17 protein-coding genes, 1 pseudogene and 1 riboswitch are annotated in these 22177 nt (G+C 73.4%); of the genes and pseudogenes, 11 read left to right on the top strand and 7 right to left on the bottom strand.

Annotated features, from left to right (window positions below):
- Window positions 1–157: 157 nt before the first annotated feature.
- Together OG386_RS32200 and OG386_RS32195 are read right to left on the bottom strand one after the other, a co-directional pair.
- Complete coding sequence (locus OG386_RS32200) at window positions 158–379, bottom strand: helix-turn-helix domain-containing protein (protein WP_030010789.1); 222 nt, start codon at window positions 377–379, stop codon at window positions 158–160.
- Between the two features lie 364 nt (window positions 380–743).
- Complete coding sequence (locus tag OG386_RS32195) at window positions 744–2342, bottom strand: ABC-F family ATP-binding cassette domain-containing protein (RefSeq protein WP_030010788.1); 1599 nt, start codon at window positions 2340–2342, stop codon at window positions 744–746.
- Window positions 2343–2632: 290 nt separating this feature from the next.
- Between OG386_RS32195 and ypfJ the strand changes: the two genes are divergently transcribed.
- On the top strand, window positions 2633–3529 hold the full coding sequence (gene ypfJ / locus OG386_RS32190; protein WP_328791006.1) for a KPN_02809 family neutral zinc metallopeptidase: 897 nt from the start codon (window positions 2633–2635) through the stop codon (window positions 3527–3529).
- Window positions 3530–3592: 63 nt separating this feature from the next.
- Window positions 3593–3988, top strand: coding sequence for a VOC family protein (locus tag OG386_RS32185; RefSeq protein ID WP_327386132.1), 396 nt, complete (start codon window positions 3593–3595; stop codon window positions 3986–3988).
- 58 nt (window positions 3989–4046) lie between these two features.
- Here OG386_RS32185 and OG386_RS32180 read toward each other — a convergent pair whose 3' ends face one another.
- Window positions 4047–5468, bottom strand: coding sequence for a hypothetical protein (locus OG386_RS32180; protein ID WP_384840457.1), 1422 nt, complete (start codon window positions 5466–5468; stop codon window positions 4047–4049).
- Window positions 5469–5710: 242 nt separating this feature from the next.
- Window positions 5711–6841, bottom strand: coding sequence for an alpha/beta hydrolase family protein (locus OG386_RS32175; RefSeq protein WP_328791005.1), 1131 nt, complete (start codon window positions 6839–6841; stop codon window positions 5711–5713).
- A gap of 321 nt (window positions 6842–7162) precedes the next feature.
- Between OG386_RS32175 and OG386_RS32170 the strand changes: the two genes are divergently transcribed.
- From OG386_RS32170 to OG386_RS32140, 7 genes and pseudogenes are all read left to right on the top strand, one after another.
- Entirely contained in the window at window positions 7163–8446 is a 1284-nt protein-coding gene (locus OG386_RS32170) for an inorganic phosphate transporter (protein WP_328791004.1), read from the top strand.
- A 44-nt stretch (window positions 8447–8490) separates the two neighbouring features.
- Complete coding sequence (locus tag OG386_RS32165; protein WP_327386129.1) at window positions 8491–8712, top strand: hypothetical protein; 222 nt, start codon at window positions 8491–8493, stop codon at window positions 8710–8712.
- A 111-nt stretch (window positions 8713–8823) separates the two neighbouring features.
- Window positions 8824–8978: riboswitch (cobalamin riboswitch) on the top strand.
- Window positions 8979–9014: 36 nt separating this feature from the next.
- On the top strand, window positions 9015–9977 hold the full coding sequence (locus OG386_RS32160) for a cobalamin biosynthesis protein (protein ID WP_327386128.1): 963 nt from the start codon (window positions 9015–9017) through the stop codon (window positions 9975–9977).
- Window positions 9974–11491 (top strand): annotated as a pseudogene (locus OG386_RS32155) (cobyric acid synthase); the annotation flags it as partial. The gene OG386_RS32160 and the pseudogene OG386_RS32155, both read left to right, overlap by 4 nt.
- Before the next feature lie 262 nt (window positions 11492–11753).
- Complete coding sequence (locus tag OG386_RS32150; protein WP_328791002.1) at window positions 11754–13889, top strand: putative cobaltochelatase; 2136 nt, start codon at window positions 11754–11756, stop codon at window positions 13887–13889.
- Window positions 13889–14488 carry a cob(I)yrinic acid a,c-diamide adenosyltransferase gene (cobO, locus tag OG386_RS32145; protein WP_030013115.1) on the top strand — a complete coding sequence of 200 codons (600 nt, stop codon included), beginning with the start codon at window positions 13889–13891 and terminating at the stop codon, window positions 14486–14488. The genes OG386_RS32150 and cobO overlap by 1 nt, the downstream gene beginning before the upstream one ends.
- Window positions 14482–15882: a cobyrinate a,c-diamide synthase gene (locus tag OG386_RS32140; protein ID WP_328791001.1), complete on the top strand. Its 1401-nt coding sequence runs from the start codon at window positions 14482–14484 to the stop codon at window positions 15880–15882. Before cobO ends, OG386_RS32140 begins: the two co-directional genes overlap by 7 nt.
- A gap of 20 nt (window positions 15883–15902) precedes the next feature.
- On the opposite strand, the gene OG386_RS32135 is transcribed toward OG386_RS32140, so the two are convergent.
- Window positions 15903–16628, bottom strand: coding sequence for a ZIP family metal transporter (locus tag OG386_RS32135; RefSeq protein ID WP_030012907.1), 726 nt, complete (start codon window positions 16626–16628; stop codon window positions 15903–15905).
- A 104-nt stretch (window positions 16629–16732) separates the two neighbouring features.
- Here OG386_RS32135 and cobC point away from each other — a divergent pair, with 104 nt between their 5' ends.
- Window positions 16733–18181, top strand: coding sequence for an Rv2231c family pyridoxal phosphate-dependent protein CobC (gene cobC, locus OG386_RS32130; protein ID WP_405786822.1), 1449 nt, complete (start codon window positions 16733–16735; stop codon window positions 18179–18181).
- Between the two features lie 178 nt (window positions 18182–18359).
- A complete protein-coding gene (locus OG386_RS32125; protein WP_328790999.1) occupies window positions 18360–19583 on the top strand; it encodes a CapA family protein in 1224 nt (407 codons plus the stop codon).
- Between the two features lie 245 nt (window positions 19584–19828).
- Here OG386_RS32125 and OG386_RS32120 read toward each other — a convergent pair whose 3' ends face one another.
- Both OG386_RS32120 and OG386_RS32115 read right to left on the bottom strand, forming a co-directional pair.
- A complete protein-coding gene (locus OG386_RS32120; protein ID WP_328790998.1) occupies window positions 19829–20761 on the bottom strand; it encodes an SCO1860 family LAETG-anchored protein in 933 nt (310 codons plus the stop codon).
- A gap of 283 nt (window positions 20762–21044) precedes the next feature.
- Window positions 21045–22121 carry an amidohydrolase family protein gene (locus tag OG386_RS32115; RefSeq protein ID WP_328793445.1) on the bottom strand — a complete coding sequence of 359 codons (1077 nt, stop codon included), beginning with the start codon at window positions 22119–22121 and terminating at the stop codon, window positions 21045–21047.
- Between the last annotated feature and the right edge of the window lie 56 nt (window positions 22122–22177).

Raw genomic sequence — 22177 nt, 5'->3', positions numbered from 1 at the left:
CTCGTGCCTCCGGTGTGCAGTCGGCCGCAAGCTCGGCCTAAGTGACTGCACAGTAACCACCCGGCCGACCGGAAAGCCGACCGGGGGTCACCGAAGGAACCGTCGGATCATGATGGACCTTGAAGCCGTTGGAACGTTGGAACCGATGGGACCGGGGTCAGGCCGTAGCGGCCTTCTTGCCGCGCGTCGCGCCTCCGCGACCACGCAGCGACACCCCGGACTCACTGAGCATCCGATGGACGAATCCGTAGGACCGGCCGGTCTCTTCGGCCAGCGCCCGGATACTCGCACCGGAGTCGTACTTCTTCTTCAGGTCTGCCGCGAGCTTGTCGCGCGCGGCGCCGGTTACCCGGCTGCCCTTCTTCAGAGTCTCGGCCACCCGTGCCTCCTCGTGGGAAGTGCGCTCTGGACTTCTCATGATCACCCCTCCCACGCTTCCTGGCCACCCATTCAGCAAGGTCGGTACGACGGCATTTCCCGACCGGTGGACGCACGAGCAGAACGGAATCTCCCCTTCCGCTGCATGACTTCCGTCACACTCCGCTGCCCCCGCCGGGAATCGCCAGGTCAGGGGCGCGGAAGCGGAAAACGAACAGCCCCGGTCGCGCACCTTGAGGGGTGCGACCGGGGCCGTGACACGACGCGCAACGGTACGAGACCGTCTCACTCAGATGATGGATCACCCGTGAGCCGAATGATCCATAAGGAACTGGATCAGAAGCGGAACCGGAACCGGAACCCGATCAGGCGAGGGCCACCAGGTCCCGGTAGTCCGGTCCCCACAGGTCCTCGACCCCGTCCGGGAGCAGAATGATCCGCTCCGGCTCCAGCGCCTCGACGGCGCCCTCGTCGTGCGTGACGAGGATGACCGCGCCCTTGTACGTGCGCAGCGCGCCCAGGATCTCCTCGCGGCTGGCCGGGTCGAGGTTGTTCGTGGGCTCGTCGAGGAGCAGCACGTTCGCCGAGGAGACGACCAGCGTGGCCAGGGCCAGCCGGGTCTTCTCGCCACCGGAGAGCACCCCGGCGGGCTTGTCCACGTCGTCCCCGGAGAAGAGGAAGGAGCCGAGGGTCTTGCGCACCGCGACCAGGTCCAGGTCGGGGGCCGAGGAGCGCATGTTCTCCAGGACCGTGCGCTCCGGGTCCAGGGTCTCGTGCTCCTGGGCGTAGTAGCCGAGCTTGAGGCCGTGGCCGGGCACGACCGTGCCGGTGTCCGGCTTCTCGGTGCCCGAGAGCAGGCGCAGCAGGGTGGTCTTGCCGGCGCCGTTGAGGCCGAGGATGACCACGCGGGAGCCCTTGTCGATGGCCAGGTCGACGTCGGTGAAGATCTCCAGGGAGCCGTACGACTTCGAGAGGCCCTCGGCGGTCAGCGGGGTCTTGCCGCAGGGAGCCGGGTCCGGGAAGCGCAGCTTGGCGACCTTGTCGTTGACGCGGACGGCCTCCAGGCCGGCGAGCAGCCGGTCGGCGCGCTTGGCCATGTTCTGCGCGGCGACGGTCTTGGTGGCCTTGGCGCGCATCTTGTCGGCCTGCGAGTTCAGGGCCGCGGCCTTCTTCTCGGCGTTCTGGCGCTCGCGCTTGCGGCGCTTCTCGTCGGCCTCGCGCTGCTGCTGGTAGAGCTTCCAGCCCATGTTGTAGACGTCGATCTGGGAGCGGTTGGCGTCCAGGTAGAAGACCTTGTTGACGACGGTCTCGACGAGGTCGACGTCGTGGGAGATGACGATGAAGCCACCGCGGTAGGTCTTCAGGTAGTCGCGCAGCCAGACGATGGAGTCGGCGTCCAGGTGGTTGGTGGGCTCGTCGAGGAGCAGGGTGTCGGCGTCCGAGAAGAGGATCCGGGCCAGCTCGACGCGGCGGCGCTGGCCACCGGAGAGGGTGTGCAGCGGCTGGCCGAGCACCCGGTCGGGCAGGCCCAGGGCGGCCGAGATGGTCGCGGCTTCCGCCTCGGCGGCGTACCCGCCCTTGGTCAGGAACTCCGTCTCCTGGCGCTCGTACTGCTTCATCGCCTTGTCGCGGGTGCCGCCGGTGCCGGTGGCGATGCGCTCCTCGTTGGCGCGCATCTTCTTGATCAGCACGTCGAGGCCGCGCGCGGACAGGATCCGGTCGCGGGCCAGTACGTCGAGGTCGCCGGTGCGCGGGTCCTGCGGGAGGTAGCCGACCTCGCCCGAGCGGGCGATGGAGCCGGCGGCGGGCTGGCCCTCGCCCGCGAGGCACTTGGTGAGGGTGGTCTTGCCCGCTCCGTTGCGGCCGACCAGGCCGATGCGGTCGCCCTTGGCGACGCGGAAGGAGGCGGACTCGATAAGGACGCGGGCGCCGGCGCGCAGCTCGATACCGGTGGCGGTGATCACGGAAATACTCCAGGGCGGGTCGGGACGGCGGAAGGGGGGCAGGACGCGAAGCTTCGACGCCGCTAATCCGCGAGGAGATTTGCCATGAGAGACATTCTACCGGGGTTGTGCAACTGGTTTCCGGGCGCGGGCCGGGCCGTCCGACCTGCGGGATCCGCTCCCCCGTGTCCCCCGTCCGGCTCAGTGGCCCCACGGAGCGGCCGAGGCGCAGATCAGGATGATTGGGTTGATACTCGCCGCATGGGCGGAGACGCGACCGCACCTGTTCGACACGTGGAGGGCGGTGCGGGATGCAGTTCGACGACGACGCCAGACTCGACAGCTCCGAAGTCGAGGACAGGCGCGGCGGCGGCGGCCGGATCCCGGGCGGGAAGACCACCGTCGGCGGCGGCATCGTCGGTCTCATCGCGCTGGTCATCGGGCTGCTGTTCGGGGTGGGGCCGGAGCAGCTGGGGCTCTCCTCCGGGGAGCAGGAACCGGCGCCGGTCTCCTCGTCGCTCACCGAGGTGCAGCAGGCCTGCAAGTCGGGGCGGGACGCGAACACGCGGGAGGACTGCCGGCTGCTGGCGGTCACCCGGAGCACCCAGGCCTTCTGGAAGCAGGAGTTCGCCAGGCGCGGCGGCCAGTACAGCCCGGCGACGACCGTGTTCTTCGAGAACCGGGTGAACACCGCGTGCGGGGCCGCCAGCTCCGCGGTGGGTCCCTTCTACTGTCCTGCGGACCGGAAGGTCTATCTGGACCTGGGCTTCTTCGACGAACTGCGGACGAAGTTCGGCGCGACCGGCGGCCCCTTCGCCCAGGCCTACGTCGTCGCCCACGAGTACGGGCACCACGTCCAGAACCTGACCGGAACCCTCCAGCGGGCCCAGGACGGACGGCAGGGGCCGAACAGCAACGCGGTCAAGGTCGAACTGCAGGCCGACTGCTACGCCGGGGTGTGGGCGCACAACGCGACGAACGTCGCGGACGCCTCCACCGGGCGGCCGCTGCTCAAGACCCTGACCGAGGCGGACATCAGGGACGGGCTGGACGCGGCGGCCGCGGTCGGCGACGACCGGATCCAGGAGAAGTTCCAGGGCCGGGTGTCCCCGGAGTCCTGGACCCACGGCTCGGCCCAGCAGCGGCAGCAGTGGTTCTACCAGGGCTACCGGACCGGCGACATGGCCCAGTGCAACACCTTCCGCTGACTGTCGGTGACGCCTGCCATGCTGGTGTGACGCGGGTCACCGTCACGAGAGGGAGTGATCGTCATGGCAGGCGTTCCGTCCATCTGTCCCACGCTGGTCTACCGCGACGCGAAGGCGGCCATCAGGCTGCTGACCGAGGCCTTCGGCTTCAGCCAGGTCGCCGTCTACGAGGGTGAGGACGGCTCGGTGACGCACGCCGAGCTGGCGTACGGCAACGGCATGGTGATGCTGGGCAGTTCGGGCAAGGGCGGGGTCTTCGACAAGGTCATGGAGGGCGCCGGCCCCTCGGGGGTCTACGTCGTGGTCGACGACGTGGACGCCCACCACCGGCGGGCGGTGGAGCACGGCGCGGAGATCGTGATGGAGCCCACCGACCAGGACTACGGCTCCCGCGACTACATGGCCCGCGACGCCGAGGGCAACGTCTGGAGCTTCGGGACGTACGCGCCGCAGGTCTGACCCCGCCGGCACGCCCGTCCCCGCCCTCGTTCTCCTACGGAGCCACTCGCCTGCGGAGTCACTCGCCGCCGGTGTGGACCTGGAAGGCGGCCCGGCGGACCGCTTTGGCCAGCGTCGGGTCGGGGTGGGCCGCGGCGAGCGCGACCAGCACCTGCACCGTGCGCGGATGGCCGACCGCTCGGACCTCGTCCAACAGCCGGGGGACGGTGGTCCGGACGGCGGAGTCGAGGTGGCGGGCCAGCAGCTCTGCCTCGCCGTGGTCGGCGATGGCGGCGGCGGTGTCCACCCAGAGCCAGGTCGACTCCTCGGCGGTGAGGACGTCCTGCGCCTCGTCGGGGTCGATCCCGTCGTGCTCGGCGAGCCAGAGCAGGGCGTAGGGACGCAGGGCGGGCTCGCGCACGGTGGCGCGCACCTCGGGCTCGGCGGGGGCCCCGACCACGCGCAGCGCCTCGAAGGCGAGGCCGCGCAGCAGGGCGTCCTCGCCCCGGGCGGCCTGCAGCAGCTCGGCCACGGCGTGGCCGACGGGCCGGGCGGCGAGCCAGGCCTGGTACTCGGCGCGGGCCGGGCCGGGGGTGAGCCGCGCGCAGCCGTGCAGCATGGCGGCGGCGGACTGCTCGATGTTCCCGGCGGGGCTCTGCGCCGCGACGCAGATCTGCTCCAGCTTGACCCAGACGGCCCAGCTGCCGAGCGGGGTGAGGGTGGCCCGGGCGGGACCGAGGGTGACGGCGTCCACGGCGGCGAGGCCGCCGAGCGCCCAGCGCAGCAGCCGGGCGAGCGGGACGGGGCGGGTCTCGGTGGAGCCGGCGGACGTCAGCGCCACCGCGGGCTCGGCCTCGTACGGGATCTCGCACCGCTCGTCGCGCAGTTCGGTGACGCGCTGCCCGAGCAGGTCGAGCAGGTCCGGGACGGTCACCGGGCCGGCGGACAGCTGGAGCAGGGAGAGGAGTTGGGGCATCGCCTCGACGACCTCGGCGACGGCCGAAGTGGCGATGTCGGCGGGCGCGGGATGGACCAGCGACCAAGCGTCGAAGAGGGCGACCCAGCCGCGCAGTACGGCGGTGTCGTCGCGGTCCCAGGCGCGCAGCCGCCAGCCGGGCCGGGCGTGGCCACCGTGCACCTCGACCAGTCCGGCGAGCCGGGCGCGGTCCCAGCCGACCTGGATCTGGCCGTGCGTCAGGCCCAGTTCCGCGGCGGCGCGTTCGACGTCGGCCGCGGGTAGGGCGCCCGTGGGGGCGGGCCGGCCGCCGTCTCCGGCGCCGAGGTTGCGCTCGGCCCAGCGGGTCAGGCGTACGGCGTCGGCGAGCGAGGCCCGGGCCCGGTTCGCGAGGTCGGCCGTGGCGGGTGTGCCCGCCGGGGGCCTGGGCGCGGGCCGGGTGCGTCGGTCGGTCACCGCCTTGCGGGCCGCGGCGACGGAACGCGGCGAGACGAGTCGGAGTCTGGAGTCGCGAGCCAACTGCTCATCAGGCTTTCGGGACGTCACGGAAGCAGTCTCGCCCGTCACTGGCCGAAAGCCCAAACGGAACCGTTCGTTGCCGCCCTTCACCCGCAGCGCAGACCGGGACAAGCCGCCCGTGGGGCCCTGTCCGTCACAGGGCCTTCACACGACTGCCCTGCACACGGCCCTTTGCCTAGCCCCTCGCTCGGCCCTTCGCGTAGCCCCTCGCGCGGCCCTCCGCGCAGCCCCTCGCGTAGCCCTTCGCGCGGCCCGTGGCGCACGGGCCTTCACATGAGGGGGGTGAGGAAGCGGCGCAGGGCCTCCTCGTAGCCGGCCGGGTCGGCGTTCCACATCGCGCCGTGCCCGGCCCCGCTCACGGTGCGCAGCGTGATGAGGTCGGGGCGGGCGGCGGCGAGCCTGCGCGAGGGTGCCCAGGGGGCGAGCGCGTCGTCCGGGCCGTGGAAGATCAGTACGGGGACGCGCAGCGCGCCGGGGTCGGCTCCCGCCGGCCGGCGGTCGGCGCGCAGGCCCGCGAGGCCTTCGGCGGCCCGGACCGCCAGCGGCAGCACCACGCCGGGGACGCCCCGCGCCGCGGCGAGCCCGCGCAGGGTGGCGTGCCAGTCGAGTACCGGGGAGTCCAGGACCAGCCCGGAGATCCGGTGGGCGAGCGGCGAGCGCTCGAAGGCGTGCAGGGCCATGGTGGCGCCGGTGGACCAGCCGTACAGGACCACGCGGCGGGCCCCGTAGCGCAGGGCGTAGCGGATGGCCGCGTCCAGGTCGCGCCATTCCGATTCACCGAGGTGGCCGAGGCCGTCCGGGGAGGCGGGGGCGCCCAGGTCGCCCCGGTAGCCGAGGTCCAGGACGGGCAGCTGGTGGCGGTTCAGGAAGGGCATGACCACCATCGGGTGTTCCCGGCTGCTGCCGAGCCCGTGCACGGCGATCACCCAGGTGTCCCGGGCCGCGGGCACGAACCAGGCGGGCAGGGCCCCGAGCTCCCCGGGGACGTCCACGTCGGCGTGTTCGAGCCCGAGGGCGGTGCGCGGGTTGCCGACGTACACCTGGGGCGTGAGGGAGACCCGGGTGCCGGGGTCGAGGGTGCCGTGGGTGACGGAGACGAGCTGCCGCACGACGGCGTCCGGGCCGGGGTCGGCGTCCGGGACCACGGGCCCGACGACGGCGTGCACGCCGGGTGCGACCAGGCCGTACGTGCCGGGGCGCAGGGAGGCGAGCGAGCGGGTCAGCGTGATCCGGCCGTCGGTCGTGGAGTGGACGCTGAGCTTCGGCCCGCCGGGGAGCGGGCGTCCCGGTTCGGGCCGCAGGGCCGCGTCGGCGGCGTGCCGGGCGACGGCGACGGCGGCCGCGCCGGCACCGATGAGGGTCGTCGTGACGGCCGCAGCCGTCGCTGTCGCGGTACGCACTGCTCCAGTGTCGGGTCGGGGTCTCGGGCGGGCCACCGGAGCGGATCCCTCCGCGACGGGCACAGGATGGGCGCAGGGGGAGTGATCTGGGTCTCATTCGAGGCCCGGGGGGCGGGATCGCGCGCACGGCGAACCCCCTACGGAGGGGTTCATTCACCCGGCTTTGACGTGCATTAATGGTGTTATCACCGTAAGAATCAGGACGAATGGCCCGATCGCACCCCGGGCTAGTACACCGCTCCGCCCAAGTCAGTTCATCTTCCGTTCACCCAGGTTGCCTACGGTCGCCGAGCCACTGACGTCAAACAGAAGCCTGGGTAAATGGAGCACATAACGCTTCTCCTCGGGATCGTGATCATTACCGCTCTCGTGTTCGACTTCACGAACGGTTTCCACGACACAGCCAACGCGATGGCTACCACCATCTCGACCGGCGCCCTCAAGCCCAAGACGGCGGTGGCCATGTCCGCCGTGCTCAACCTCGTCGGCGCGTTCATGTCCGTGGAGGTCGCCAAGACGATCTCCAAGGGGCTCGTCAACGAGGAGGGCATCCAGCCAGAGGTGATCTTCGCCGCCCTGGTCGGAGCGATCCTCTGGAACCTCGTCACCTGGCTGGTCGGTCTTCCCTCCAGCTCCTCGCACGCCCTGATGGGTGGCCTCATCGGTGCCGCGGTCGCCTCCGCCGGCATCGGCGCGGTCAACGGCAGCGTCGTCATCACCAAGGTCCTCATCCCCGCGATCGCCGCCCCGCTGGTGGCCGGCATCGCCGCTTACCTGGCCGCCAAGGTCACGTACAAGCTGGGGAACAAGGTCGGCGAGAAGACCTCCGCCAAGGGTTACCGCGCCGGCCAGATCGCCTCGGCCGGTCTCGTCTCCCTCGCGCACGGCACCAACGACGCGCAGAAGACGATGGGCATCATCACCCTGGCCCTCATCGCCGGCGGCGCGATCGCGCCCGACGCGAACCCGCCGGTCTGGGTCATCGTCTCCGCCGGTATGGCCATCGCGATGGGCACCTACCTGGGCGGCTGGCGCATCATCCGCACCATGGGCAGCGGCCTGACCGACCTGCACCCGCAGCAGGGCTTCGCCGCCCAGACCTCGGCCGCGTCCGTCATCCTCGCCTCGTCGAACCTGGGCTTCTCGCTCTCCACCACCCACTCGTGCTCCGGTGCGGTCATGGGTGCGGGCCTGGGCCGCAAGGGCGGTGTGGTCCGCTGGTCCACCGCGACCCGCATGTTCGTCGCCTGGGGCCTGACCCTGCCGGCCGCCGCGCTGGTCTCGGCCGGTGCCGAGCTGGTCATGCGCATCGGTGACGTCGGCATCGCCGCGGTCACGGTCTTCCTGATCGGCTCCTGCCTGGCCATCTGGCTCATCTCGCGCCGCCAGGTCGTCGACCACAACAACGTCAACGAGGTGGAGTCGGCCCGCGCCGAGGAGCCGGGTGTCGTCACCACGGCGATCGCCGCGGTCACCGTCCCGCCGACCGTCGCCGCCGCCGGCACCACCGCCGCGGCGACGACCGCCGAGGTCACGGACGAAGCCCTCAAGGCCACCATCCCGGCCGCGACGCAGACCCCGGCGGCTACGGCCACCGCGGTCTGACCGAGACAGAGACACAGAGACCCGGACATTCAGAAAGCGGCAGTATGAAGATCGACTGGGAAGCGCTCGGCTCCGTCTTCGGGGTCAGCCTCTTCGCCACCGTCGCCCTCGTGACCCTCTTCACCCTGGGCCTGGTGGGCCTGTCCAAGCACGAGACCGCCACCGAGCAGGGCGGCACCGCCACCCTCGCCCGCAGCGGCGCGTACGCCTGCTTCGCCGTCATCGCGGCGGCCGTGGGCTACGGGATCTACCTGATCGTCGCCTGATCCGCCGCCCCGCGGCCGACCGGGCGTGAAGGCTCCCTCCGGGTTTGTCCCGGAGGGAGCTTTTCGCATCCCGCGCCCCTGCCGCGCCGCAGGTCAACGGCGAGTTGACGGGCCTTCGACGTGCGTGGTGGACTGCCGGAGCCAATACGGCGGCATGGAGAGGAAGTCCGGTGCGAATCCGGCGCGGTCCCGCCACTGTCACCGGAACCGCACGCCGCGCGTGCGTCCCGGGAGCCAGGAACTCTCGCCGCCGGACACGTCGAACCAGGGCGCGGACCCTGAGTGAGGACATACCTGTCACCATGCGTGCCGATCGCGTCTTCGCGTACGGCGCCACGGCGGGCCTGATCGGCGACCGGATCCTCGGGGATCCGCGCCGAGGGCACCCCGTGGCCGCCTTCGGACGGGCCGCCGCCGCCGTCGAACGCTCCCTGTGGCGCGACGACCGCGGCCGGGGCCTCCTGCACACCCTGGTGTGCGCCGGGGGCGCGGCCGCCGTCGGAGCGCTGGGCGCCCGAGCCGTGCGATCCCGGCCCGCGGCCGCCCGTATCGCCCTGACCGCCGCCGCCACCTGGGCCGTCGTGGGCGGCACCTCCCTGGGCCGCGAGGCCCGCGCCATCGGTGGCGCGCTCGCCGCCGGGGACGTCGAGGTGGCCCGGGAGCGGCTGCCCCACCTGTGCGGACGCGACCCGCAGGCCCTGGACGGGCAGCAGATGGCCCGCGCCGTCGTGGAGTCCGTCGCCGAGAACACCTCCGACGCGGTGGTCGGGGCCCTCGTGTGGGGCGCCGTCGCCGGAGTCCCCGGACTGCTGGCCTTCCGTGCCGTGAACACCCTGGACGCGATGGTCGGCCACAAGTCCTCCCGCTACCTGCGCTACGGCTGGGCCTCCGCCCGGCTCGACGACCTGGCCGGCTGGCCGGGAGCCCGGCTGACGGCGGTCGCCGCCGTACTGGCCGGCCCCGACCGGCGGGGCGCCGTACGGGCCTGGCGCGCGGACGCCGCCGCGCACCCGAGCCCGAACGCCGGACCCGTCGAGGCCTCCTTCGCCGGGGCGCTGGGTGTCAGACTGGGCGGAACCCTCGCGTACGGCGGCCGGGTCGAGCACCGGGCCGTACTGAACGGCGGGGCGGGGCGACCGGTGGAGGTCGCGGACATCGAGCGGGCGGTACGGCTGTCGCGGCAGGTGACCTGGCTGGCCCTGGGCGCCTGCGTGGCCGCCCGGCTGCTGGTCTCCCGTACGACACGGAGAGGGCGGCGCGGATGAGCGGCGCGAAGCGCGGCGGCGGTCTGCTGGTCGCGGGCACCACGTCGGACGCGGGCAAGAGCGTGGTCACGGCGGGCATCTGCCGCTGGCTGGCCCGGCAGGGCGTGAAGGTCGCGCCCTTCAAGGCGCAGAACATGTCGCTGAACTCCTTCGTGACGCTGGAGGGCGCCGAGATCGGGCGCGCCCAGGCGATGCAGGCCCAGGCGGCCCGCGTGGAGCCGACCGCTCTGATGAACCCGGTGCTGCTCAAGCCGGGCAGTGACCGCAGCAGCCAGGTGGTGCTGCTGGGCAAGCCGGTGGGCGAGATGAGCGCCCGCGGCTACCACGGCGGGCGCCAGGAGCAGCTGCTCGGCATCGTCACGGACTGCCTGGAGCAGCTGCGGGGCACGTATGACGCCGTGATCTGCGAGGGGGCGGGAAGTCCGGCCGAGATCAACCTGCGCCGGACCGACATCGTGAACATGGGGATCGCGCGGGCCGCACGGTTCCCGGTGGTCGTGGTCGGGGACATCGACCGCGGCGGGGTCTTCGCGTCCTTCTTCGGGACGACGGCGCTGCTCTCCCCCGAGGACCAGTCCCTGATCGCGGGATACCTGGTCAACAAGTTCCGCGGCGACGTGTCGCTGCTGGAGCCGGGCATGGAGATGCTCCGCGGCCTGACGGGCCGGGCCACGTACGGGGTGCTGCCGTTCCAGCACGGCCTGGGCATCGACGAGGAGGACGGCCTGCGGGTCTCCCTGCGCGGGGCGGTGCGCGAGTCCGTGGTCGCGCCTCCGGTGGGCGAGGACGTGCTGCGGGTCGCCGTGTGCGCGGTGCCGCTGATGTCGAACTTCACGGACGTCGACGCGCTCGCGGCGGAGCCGGGGGTCGTGGTGCGGTTCGTGGACCGGGCCGAGGAACTGGCCGATGCGGACCTGGTCGTCGTACCCGGCACCCGGGGCACGGTGAAGGCCCTCCAATGGCTGCGCGAGCGCGGGCTCGCGGACGCGCTGCTGCGGCGGGCCGCCGAGGGGCGGCCGGTGCTGGGCATCTGCGGCGGGTTCCAGGCGCTGGGCGAGCGGATCTCGGACGAGGTCGAATCGAAGGCGGGCGAGGTCGACGGCCTCGGCCTGCTCCCCGTACGGGTCCGCTTCGAGCGGGAGAAGACCCTGGCACGGCCTTCCGGAACGGCTCTCGGCGAGGAGGTCGCGGGCTACGAGATCCACCACGGCGTGGCCGAGGTGCTGGGCGGCGAGGCCTTCCTGGACGGCTGCCGGGTCGGGTCGGTGTGGGGCACCCACTGGCACGGTTCGCTGGAGTCGGACGGCTTCCGCCGGGCGTTCCTGCGGGAGGTGGCCGCGGCCGCCGGCCGCCGCTTCGTCCCGGCACCGGACACCTCGTTCGCCGCGCTGCGGGAGGAGCAGCTGGACCTGCTCGGCGACCTGATCGAAGAACACGCCGATACGGACGCACTGCTGCGGCTGATCGAGGACGGCGCTCCGGCCGGCCTCCCGTTCCTCCCCCCGGGCGCACCGTGACGGGCCGGGCCCTGCGGGGCTGTCCCCCACCCCGCCCCTTCCCGAAACCGGGCTCCGCCCGGACCCGCGCCCCAATCTCCCCCGGCTACCGCTGGGAGGGGCCCCCGTGCGGGGCTGACATCGCCCTGCGGGCCGTCCGGCCGCACGGCACCAGCCACATCAAGCCCCGCCGGCGATTGAGGCGCGGGGTCTGGGGCGGAGCCCCAGCAGCAGCGCCGCACACGGCAACGGTCCGCGCCTTCCAAGGAGTGAGCAACGCATGAGCACGCCCTACCCGTTCACCGCAGTGGTCGGCCAAGCCGACCTGCGGCTGGCGCTCCTGCTCAACGCCGTGAGCCCAGCGGTCGGCGGGGTGCTCGTGCGCGGTGAGAAGGGGACCGCCAAGTCCACCGCCGTCCGCGCGCTGTCCGCGCTGCTGCCGCAGGTCGACGTCGTGTCGGGCTGCCGGTTCAGCTGCGCGCCCACCGCGCCGGATCCGGCCTGCCCGGACGGCCCGCACGAGCCCGGTCCCGGCGGTCTGCGGCCCGCCCGCATGGTGGAGCTGCCCGTCGGCGCCTCCGAGGACCGCCTCGTCGGCGCCCTCGACATCGAACGGGCCCTCGCCGAGGGCGTGAAGGCCTTCGAGCCCGGGCTGCTCGCCGACGCCCACCGCGGGATCCTCTACGTCGACGAGGTCAACCTCCTCCACGACCACCTGATCGACCTGCTGTTGGACGCCGCCGCAATGGGCGCCTCCTACGTCGAGCGCGAGGGCGTGTCCGTCCGGCACGCCGCCCGCTTCCTTCTCGTCGGCACGATGAACCCCGAGGAGGGTGAGCTGCGGCCGCAGCTCCTCGACCGGTTCGGACTCACCGTCGAGGTGGCCGCCTCCCGCGAGCCCGCCCAGCGCGTCGAGGTGGTCCGCCGCCGGCTCGCCTACGAGGACGACCCGGCGGGCTTCGCGACCCGCTGGGCCGGGGACGAGCACGAGGTCCGCGCCCGGGTGGTGGCCGCGCGGGCGCTGCTCCCGACCGTCTCGCTCGGCGACACCGCGCTCCTGCAGATCGCGGCGACCTGCGCCGGGTTCGAGGTCGACGGGATGCGCGCCGACATCGTGATGGCCCGGACCGCGACCGCGCTGGCCGCCTGGGCCGGGCGGACCGACGTGCGCAAGGAGGACGTCCGGCAGGCCGCCCTGCTGGCGCTCCCCCACCGGCGGCGCCGCAACCCGTTCGACGCGCCGGGGCTGGACGAGGACATGCTCGACCGGATCCTGGACGAGTTCCCCGACGAGGAGCCGGAGCCCGAGCCGGAGCCCGAGGGCCCCGACGACGGCGGCCCCGGGGACGGTGGTCCCGACGGCGGCCCGGGCGGCACGCCCCCGCAGGACGACGGACCCCAGGAGGACCCGGGCCCCTCGGCCGAGACTCCCGAGGCCCCCGAGGCCCCCGAAGGCGGCGAGGCGCCCGCGGAAGCACCCGAGGCCCCGCAGCCCGCCGCCCAGGAGAGCACCGGGCCCGAGCAGGCCGCGGTACGCGCCGCCGAGCCGTTCCGGACCAAGATGCTCAGCGTGCCCGGCCTCGGCGAGGGCGCGTCCGGCCGCCGCTCCCGCGCCCGTACCGCCCACGGCCGCACCACCGGCGCCCAGCGCCCGCGCGGACACCTGACGAAACTGCACCTGACCGCCACCATCCAGGCCGCCGCCCCGCACCAGAAGGCGCGCGGCCGCGACGGGCGCGGCCTCGTGATCCGCAAGGACGACCTGCGCCAGGCCACGCGGGAGGGGCGCGAGGGCAACCTCATCCTCTTCGTCGTCGACGCCTCCGGTTCCATGGCCGCCCGGCAGCGCATGAGCGCGGTCAAGGGCGCCGTGCTGTCCCTGCTCCTGGACGCCTACCAGCGCCGGGACAAGGTCGGTCTGATCACCTTCCGGGGGGCCACGGCCGACCTGGCCCTGCCGCCGACCTCCTCGGTGGACGCGGCCGCCGCCCGGTTGGAGCAGCTGCCGACGGGCGGCCGCACCCCGCTGGCCGCCGGGCTGTTGAAGGCCCACGAGGTGCTGCGGATCGAGCGGCTGCGGGATCCCTCGCGCCGGCCGCTGCTCGTGGTCGTCACCGACGGGCGGGCCACCTCGGCCGGGAACGCCGGGGGCCGTACGGACAGCAGCCCGCGGGAGCTCGCGGGGCACAGCGCACGGCTGCTGCAGGCCGGGGGCGTCGCCTCGGTGGTCGTGGACTGCGAGTCCGGGCCGGTCCGGCTGGGGCTGGCCGGCGTACTGGCCCGTGACCTCGGCGGGCCCGCCGTCACGCTCGACGGGCTGCGGGCCGACTCGCTGGCCGGGCTCGTGAAGAACGTACGTACCGCAGTGACATCCACCGCTTCACCCCACAGCAGCAACAACAGGAGGGCCGCGTAATGCCTCAGGGACAGCCGTCCGTCGTTCCGGACGACGGGCTCACGACGCGCCAGCGCCGCAACCGTCCGCTGGTCTTCGTCCACACCGGCCCCGGCAAGGGCAAGTCCACGGCGGCCTTCGGGCTGGCGCTGCGCGCCTGGAACCAGGGCTGGCCGATCGGGGTGTTCCAGTTCGTCAAGTCGGCGAAGTGGAAGGTCGGCGAGGAGAACGCGCTCAAGGTGCTCGGCGCCTCCGGCGAGGGCGGCTCCGTCGTCTGGCACAAGATGGGCGAGGGCTGGTCCTGGGTCCAGCGGGACGCGCAGCTCGACAACGAGCAGGCGGCCAAGGAGGGCTGGGAGCAGGTCAAGCGCGATCTGGCGGCCGAGACGCACAAGCTGTACGTGCTCGACGAGTTCGCCTACCCGATGCACTGGGGCTGGATCGACGTCGACGAGGTCATCGAGGTGCTGCGCAACCGTCCCGGCACGCAGCACGTGGTGATCACGGGCCGCAACGCGCCGGAGAAGCTGGTGGAGTTCGCGGACCTCGTCACCGAGATGACCAAGGTCAAGCACCCGATGGACACGGGACAGAAGGGCCAGAAGGGCATCGAGTGGTGACTTCGTACCCGTTCAACGTGCCTCGGCTGGTCATTGCCGCTCCGTCGTCCGGCAGCGGCAAGACCACCGTGGCCACGGGCCTGATGGCGGCCTTCTCGGAGCGCGGCCTCGCCGTGTCCCCGCACAAGGCCGGGCCCGACTACATCGACCCCGGCTACCACGCGCTGGCCACCGGCCGGCCGGGACGCAACCTCGACGCCTTCATGTGCGGGCCGGAGCTGGTCGCTCCGCTGTTCGCGCACGGGGCGGCCGGGTGCGATCTGGCCGTCGTCGAGGGCGTCATGGGGCTCTACGACGGCGCCGCGGGCCGGGGCGAACTGGCGTCTACGGCACAGGTCGCGAAGTTGCTGCGGGCGCCGGTGGTGCTGGTGGTCGACGCCTCCTCGCAGTCGCGTTCGGTGGCGGCGCTGGTGCACGGCTTCGCGTCCTTCGACCCGCAGGTGCGGCTGGGGGGCGTGATCTTGAACAAGGTCGGCTCCGACCGGCACGAGGTGATGCTGCGGGAGGCCCTGGAGGAGGCGGGGATGCCGGTCCTCGGTGTCCTGCGGCGGGCTCCGCAGGTGGCCACGCCCTCGCGCCACCTGGGTCTGATCCCGGTGGCCGAGCGGCACACCGACGCGCTGGCCTCGGTGGCGGCGCTGGCCGCGCAGGTCCGGGCGGGCTGCGACCTGGACGCCCTGATGGCGCTGGCCCGCACGGCCCCGCCGCTGGACTGCGAGGCGTGGTCGCCCGATCGAGCCGCTCCGGCGTTCGAGGCGCGGGAGTCCGGGGGCGGAGCCCCCGGCAGACGGCCGGTGGTCGCCGTCGCGGGCGGGCCGGCGTTCACGTTCTCGTACGCCGAGCACACCGAGCTGCTCACCGCCGCCGGAGCGGAGGTCGTCACCTTCGACCCGCTCCGGGACGAGGCGCTCCCGCCCGGCACCACCGGCCTGGTGATCGGTGGCGGCTTCCCGGAGGTGTACGCGCCCGAGCTGTCCGCCAACGAACCGTTGCGGGCGGCCGTCGCCGCCTTCGCCGCGGCCGGCGGCCCGGTCGCCGCCGAGTGCGCCGGGCTGCTGTACCTCGGCCGGTCGCTGGACGGGAAGCCCATGTGCGGGGTGCTCGACGCCGACGCGCGGATGTCGGAGCGCCTCACCCTCGGCTACCGCGAGGCGGTGGCGGTGTCCGACAGCGCGCTCGCGCCGGCCGGGACCCGGCTGCGCGGGCACGAGTTCCACCGGACGGTGATCGAGCCGGGCGCCGGGGCGGCCCCGGCGTGGGGGTTCACGCACCCGGAGCGCCGGGTCGAGGGCTTCGTGCAGCAGGGCGTGCACGCGAGCTACCTGCACACGCACTGGGCGGCGGAGCCGTCCGTCGCGCGCCGTTTCGCGGAAGCCGCGGCAGCACGACGGTGACCTCCGCCCCCGGCCGGCGCTCAGTCCGCGATGCCCACCACGAGCCAGATCCCGGCCACCCCGCCCACCGTGCACATCAGCGTGGACAGGGCGGGGTGCTTGTGGTGCGCCTCGGGCAGGATCTCGGCGGACGCGAGGTACAGCAGGACGCCTCCGAAGAAGCCGAGGTACGCGCCGAGGGGTTCCTCCGGAAGGGTGAACAGCAAGGTGGACGCCGCGCCCACGACCGGGGCGACGGCGTCCGCGAGGAGCATCATCAGGGCCTTGCGGCGGTCGTTCCCGTACAGGCTGGTGAGCGTGTAGGTGTTGAACCCGTCGGCGAAGTCGTGGGTGATGACGGCCAGCGCCACGGCCACGCCCATCCCCCCGCCGACCTGGAAGGCCGCGCCCAGGGCCACCCCGTCGGCGAGGCTGTGGCCGACCATGGCCGCGGCCGCGGTGAGTCCGACCTGGGGGACGCGGGCGCCGTCCTCGGCGCCGTGCGCGGCCTGGCGGACCGCCAACAGCCGTTCCACGACGTGCGCGACCAGGAACCCGGCCACGAAGAGCAGCAGGGCGAGCGGGACGCCGAACACCTCCTCGCCCGCCGCGTGGAGGGCCTCCGGGAGCAGGTCGAGGCCCACGACGCCGAGCATCAGCCCGCCGGCCAGGCCCAGCACGAGGTGGCGGCGGTCGGTGACGCGCTGCGCCGCCCATCCGCCCGCCAGGGTCATCAGGAACGCGCCCAGCGCCACGATCACGGCCATGCGCCCCTGAATACAGACTCCTCGGCCCGAGTGCACGTCCGCGCGCGGGTGGCGGGCGGCGGAGTGTTGACGGCCGACCGGCCGGGCATGTGCCGGTGACGGTGATGGTGACTACGGAGGGATGGCCCCCGGTGGGCGAGTACGCGACGCAGGTGGTGGTCGGGGTCGGCGGACGCGCGGGGGTTTCCGTCGCGGAGGTCTGCGCCCTGGTCGAGGAGGCGCTGCGGGGGGCCGGGCTGGCCGTGGGGGCGGTGACGGCGTTGGCCACGGTGGAGTCCAAGGCGGGCGAGGCCGGGATCACGGGCGCGGCGGAACGTTTCGGCGTGCCCCTGGTGAGCTACCCCGCCGCCCGGCTGGCCGCCATCACCGTGCCACACCCCTCGGAGGCGGCGCGCGCCGCCACCGGTACCCCCTCGGTGGCGGAGGCCGCGGCCCTCGCGGGCGGCGGGGAACTCCTCGTGCCCAAGCGGCGGTCGGTGTCGGCGACCTGCGCCGTGGCCACGGCCGCCGCGCACGACCTGCGCCACCACGGGGACGCCGAGGTGATCGACGCGGGCTCCGCACTGGTGGACCTGGCGGTCAACGTACGTGCGGACACCCCGCCGGACTGGCTCAAGCAGCGGATCGCCGCCTCGCTCGGGGACCTCGCCGCATATCCCGACGGGCGGCGCGCCCGCGCGGCGGTGGCGGCCCGGCACGAGCTGCCGGTCGAGCGGGTGCTGTTGACGGCCGGGGCCGCGGAGGCCTTCGTGCTGATCGCCCGGGCCCTGGGAGCCGTACGGCCGGTCGTGGTGCACCCGCAGTTCACCGAGCCGGAGGCGGCCCTGCGGGACGCGGGGCACCAGGTCGAGCGCGTGGTGCTGCGGGCGGAGGACGGCTTCCGGCTGGACCCGGCGGACGTGCCCGAGGACGCGGACCTGGTGGTGATCGGCAATCCGACCAACCCGACGTCCGTGCTGCACCCGGCAGGGACACTGGCGGCGCTGGCCCGGCCGGGCCGGATCCTGGTCGTGGACGAGGCGTTCATGGACGCGGTCCCGGGCGAGCGGGAGGCCCTGGCCGGACGGATGGACCTGCCGGGTCTGGTGGTGCTGCGGAGCCTGACCAAGACGTGGGGGCTGGCGGGGCTGCGGATCGGCTACGTGCTGGCCGAGCCCGAGGTGATCGCGAAACTGGCGGCCGTCCAGCCGTTGTGGCCGGTGTCGACCCCGGCGCTGGTGGCGGCCGAGGCCTGTGTGGCTCCGGCGGCGCTCGCCGAGGCGGAGGAAGCGGCCCGGCGGATCGCAGTGGACCGCGCGCACCTGCTGGCCGGGCTCGCGGAGTTCGACGAGGTGACGGTCTTCGGGGTGGCGGAGGGGCCGTTCGTCCTGATCCGGGTGACGGGCGGGGCCGAGGTCCGCACCCGGCTGCGCGCCCTCGGCTTCGCCGTCCGCCGCGGGGACACCTTCCCCGGGTTGGACCACTCCTGGCTCCGGCTGGCGGTGCGCGACCGGGCGACGACGGGCCGGCTGCTCCAGGCCCTGGACCACGCCCTCGCCCTGGCGGCGCGCTGAGCGCGGGTTGAGCGTGCGCCGGCCGCGCGCCGGCCGGACCGACCTCCACGGCCCCCGTCAGACCCGCGGTCCTTACGGTGCGCCGATGGTGTCGTCACCCCTATGGCTCCCTACGATGGCCGCGGGGGCGGGGCCGGGTGAGGATCCCCGCATCAGTGCATGACATCGGGGGTCGGGAATGAAGTCATCCGCCAAGACAGGCATGGCTCTGGCCGCGCTGGCGGTCGTGGGCGCCGGGTTCTACGCCGTACCGCAGCTGTTCGACAACGGCGCGGGGCCCGCCACGGAGCAGCGGCTCCGGGGCGAGCCGGGCCGGGGCGAGGCGGACGCGCCCGCGGGCGTCGCCGGTAAGCCGTTCGTGCTGGTGGCGACCGGCGACATCATCCCGTACCCGTCGATCGTCCAGCGGTCGGCGGACGACGCGGGAAAGGCCGGGGAGTACGACTTCCGGAAGATACTCGCCGGGGTCAAACCCCTGATATCCGCCGCTGACCTGGCGATATGCCACCACGAGATACCGTACGGGCGCCCCGGCGGCCCCTACACCGGCTATCCCACCTTCAAGGCCCCGCACCAGTTGGCGGACGCCCTCGGGGACGCCGGGTACGACAGCTGTTCCACCGCCTCGAACCACACCCTGGACGACGGCTACGAGGGCCTCGCCCGCACCCTGGAGCACCTCGACCGGGTCGGCATCCAGCACGTCGGCTCGGCCCGCAGCGCGGAGGAGGCCAAGGCCCCGGCGCTGCTCGGGGCGGGCGGGGCGAAGATCGCCCAGCTCTCCTACACGTACGGCACGAACGGCATCCCGCTTCCCCCGGGCAAGCCGTGGGCCGTCAATCTGATCGACGAGGACCGGATCCTCGCCGACGCCCGGGCGGCCCGGGCGGGGGGCGCGAACGTGGTGGTGCTCAGCGTCCACTGGGGCACCGAGTGGCAGACGGCGCCCGATGAACAGCAGAAGGCACTGGCGCAGGCGCTGACCGCCGCCCGCTCGGCCGACGGGCTCCCCGCCATCGATCTGATCATCGGCACGCACAACCACGTGCCGCAGCCCTACGAGAAGATCAACGGCACCTGGGTGGTCTTCGGCATGGGCGACCAGGTCGCCAGCTTCGTACCGACCGACAAGCTGCGCGGCAACCAGTCCTCGGTCCCCCGCTTCACCTTCTCCCCGGCGGCGGGCCATCCGGGCCGCTGGGAGGTGGTGAAGGCCGAATACCTCACGCAGTACTCGGACATGGGGCCGCCGTTCCGCGTCGTCTGCGCCTCCTGCGCCGCCTCGGACACCTCGCTCCCGGCCGCGAAGCGGAGCGAGTACGCACGGATCGACCAGCAGGTCACCGAGGCCGTGATGTCACGTGGCGCGGGCGGACAGGGCCTGGAGCACGCCACCCGCTGAGCTCGTCACCGACCGGGCACGTCTCCGGCCGACCGCGTCACCGGCCGAGCACGGCCCCCCGAGCACGTCGCGCGCCGAACCGGCCGTCGATCCCGCGGCCACCGGAGCCCGCAGGCCACCGGGGCCCGCAGGCCCCTGAGTTGCCGGGCACGCCGCCCGTCCTCGCCCGTCACCCGTTGAGCACTCCCCTCCGTGCGCTCCTCGGGGCGGGCGCGCCGGGCGGCGGCCCGGAGCTCCCGGCCGCCCTACGAGGCCCTGCCCCGCCGGGTGATCAGGAGCGCGCCCCCGCCGATGGCGAGCAGGGTCAGGGCCCCACCTGCGACGTAGGGAGTCAGTGAACCGCCGCCGGTCTCGGCGAGGTTGGCACCGGTGGTGCCCGGATTGCCGGCGGTGCCGCCGGACACGACGGAACCGGAACCGGTCCCCGTCGCCGCCTGGGGCTTGACGTCCGGGTTCGCGGGCGAGGTCGAGGGGGACTCGCAGTGCGCCTCGGCGAGCACGATCTCGCCGTCGACGTTCCCCACGTTCAGGTTCAGCGGGTTGACCGCCACCTTCAGGCGGAGCGCGGCCGCGGCGGCCGTGGTGGAGGTGGTCTCCGTAGCGGACAGTTCCAGGTCGATCTGGCCAATCCCAGGGACCTCGACCTTGGTGGGACCACCCGCCGACAGCGTGACCTTCTTGCCGAGCGCCGTCACCTTCCCGAGGGCGTTCGCGCTGGCCACCGGCTTCTTGCCCGCCTCGCAGACGACCTTGGAGGTGACCTTCTCCACCTCGATGAGGGAGAGCAGCGGCAGTCCGGGCACGTGTACGGAGGCCTTGGCGAGGTTGGCCTCCGCCTCGGCCCGGGTCTTGTCGGCGGTCGCCTTGGAGGTGGCCACGTCGGCGCGCAGCACGCTGACCGGGTTGTTCCCCTCGGCCCCGTCCACGGTGACGGTCAGCGCGGTCTTCTCGGCCGTCGCCGGGGCGCTGACCTCGTTGAGGGTCGTCTTCAGCGGAACGTGCACGGTCTTGTTGAGCAGGCCCACGTCCAGTCCGGCGCGCAGGACGACGGCGCCGGCCTTGCCCTTGCTCCCGGCCGCGCCGCCTCCCGTGGCGAAGGCGGGCGGAGCGGCGAGCAGGGCCACCGCTCCCGTGGCGAGGAGGACGGCCGCGGGCCTGCGGAAGGTATGGCTGTTCACGGTGCTGGAACCCCCGGGGAGTTGGGTGCCGTCGCGCCGCCGATGGGGGACATCGCGGGCGCCGACGGACTCGACTCCGGAATCTTTACGCACTGTGGGTGAACGAGGGCCAACCTGAGGCGAGTTCACCCCAAAGGGTGGTTTCCGGGTGCACATTCGAATCACTGCGCCCCACGAAGAACGCGAGTTCTCTCCTTTCGCGAACACCCGGCCCGGGCAGCCTCCTTCAACGACCGACGGGCCCCCGATGTCACGCGGCGTCAACCGGGCGCCACCGCGCGGCTCAGGCCCGGACCCTGCCGTTCACGACGACCCGCAGCGGCTGCGCCAGCACGCGCACGTCGGCCCGCGGGTCGGCGGCGTACACGACGAGGTCGGCGGGCGCCCCCTCGGTCAGCCCCGGCCTGCCGAGCCACTCGCGGGCCGTCCAGGTCGTCGCGGAGAGGGCGTCGATCGCCGGGATACCGGCCTTGACCAGCTCCGCGACCTCCGCCGCGACCAGACCGTGCGGCAGGGAGCCCCCCGCGTCGGTGCCGACGAAGACCTCGATGCCGGCGTCGTAGGCGGCTCGGACGGTGTCGTAACGCCTTTCGTGGAGCCGCCGCATGTGCGCCGACCAGTTCGGGAACTTCGCCTCGCCGCCCGCCGCCATCTTCGGGAAGTTCGCGATGTTCACGAGCGTCGGGACGATCGCGACCCCGCGCTCCGCGAACAGCGGGATGGTGTCCTCGGTGAGGCCGGTGGCGTGCTCGATGCAGTCGATGCCCGCCTCGACCAGGTCGCGCAGCGAGTCCTCGGCGAAGCAGTGCGCCGTGACGCGGGCGCCCAGCCGGTGCGCCTCGGCGATGGCCGCCTCGACTTCGGTGCGCGGCCAGCAGGCCGCGAGGTCCCCGACCTCGCGGTCGATCCAGTCGCCGACGAGCTTGACCCAGCCGTCGCCGCGCAGCGCCTCGCGGGCGACGTACTCGACGAGGTCGGCGGGTTCGATCTCGTGGGCGTAGTTGCGGATGTAGCGGCGGGTGCGCGCGATGTGCCGGCCGGCCCGGATGATCTTCGGCAGGTCCTCGCGGTCGTCGATCCAGCGGGTGTCGGAGGGCGAACCGGCGTCCCGGATGAGGAGGGTGCCGGCGTCGCGGTCGGTGAGGGCCTGGCGCTCGGCGGTCTCGGCGTCGACCGGGCCGTGGGCGTCCAGGCCCACGTGGCAGTGCGCGTCGACCAGTCCGGGCAGGGCCCAGCCGGTCACCGTGGTGATCTCGCGCGCGCCGGGCGGGCGCTCGTAGGAGATCCGCCCGCCGACCACCCACAGCTCGTCGCGCACCTCGTCGGGCCCGATCAGCACCCGCCCCTTGACGTGCAGCACGTCGCGCCCGTCGCGCCCGCCGTGCACATCGCCTGCATGGCCCACACCGCTCACAC

The sequence above is a fragment of the Streptomyces sp. NBC_00273 genome, assembly GCF_036178145.1.
Lineage (GTDB): Bacteria > Actinomycetota > Actinomycetes > Streptomycetales > Streptomycetaceae > Streptomyces.
This window is presented reverse-complemented; position numbering and strand designations above follow the sequence as displayed.

Coding starts and splice junctions, on each gene's coding strand:
- OG386_RS32135 (WP_030012907.1), bottom strand. CDS start 16,628: ATGGCCGTGATCGTGGCGCTGGGCGCGTTCCTGATGACCCTGGCGGGC.
- cobO (WP_030013115.1), top strand. CDS start 13,889: ATGCCTCAGGGACAGCCGTCCGTCGTTCCGGACGACGGGCTCACGACG.
- OG386_RS32165 (WP_327386129.1), top strand. CDS start 8,491: ATGAAGATCGACTGGGAAGCGCTCGGCTCCGTCTTCGGGGTCAGCCTC.
- OG386_RS32150 (WP_328791002.1), top strand. CDS start 11,754: ATGAGCACGCCCTACCCGTTCACCGCAGTGGTCGGCCAAGCCGACCTG.
- OG386_RS32160 (WP_327386128.1), top strand. CDS start 9,015: ATGCGTGCCGATCGCGTCTTCGCGTACGGCGCCACGGCGGGCCTGATC.
- OG386_RS32185 (WP_327386132.1), top strand. CDS start 3,593: ATGGCAGGCGTTCCGTCCATCTGTCCCACGCTGGTCTACCGCGACGCG.
- OG386_RS32125 (WP_328790999.1), top strand. CDS start 18,360: ATGAAGTCATCCGCCAAGACAGGCATGGCTCTGGCCGCGCTGGCGGTC.
- OG386_RS32170 (WP_328791004.1), top strand. CDS start 7,163: ATGGAGCACATAACGCTTCTCCTCGGGATCGTGATCATTACCGCTCTC.
- ypfJ (WP_328791006.1), top strand. CDS start 2,633: ATGCAGTTCGACGACGACGCCAGACTCGACAGCTCCGAAGTCGAGGAC.
- cobC (WP_405786822.1), top strand. CDS start 16,733: ATGGTGACTACGGAGGGATGGCCCCCGGTGGGCGAGTACGCGACGCAG.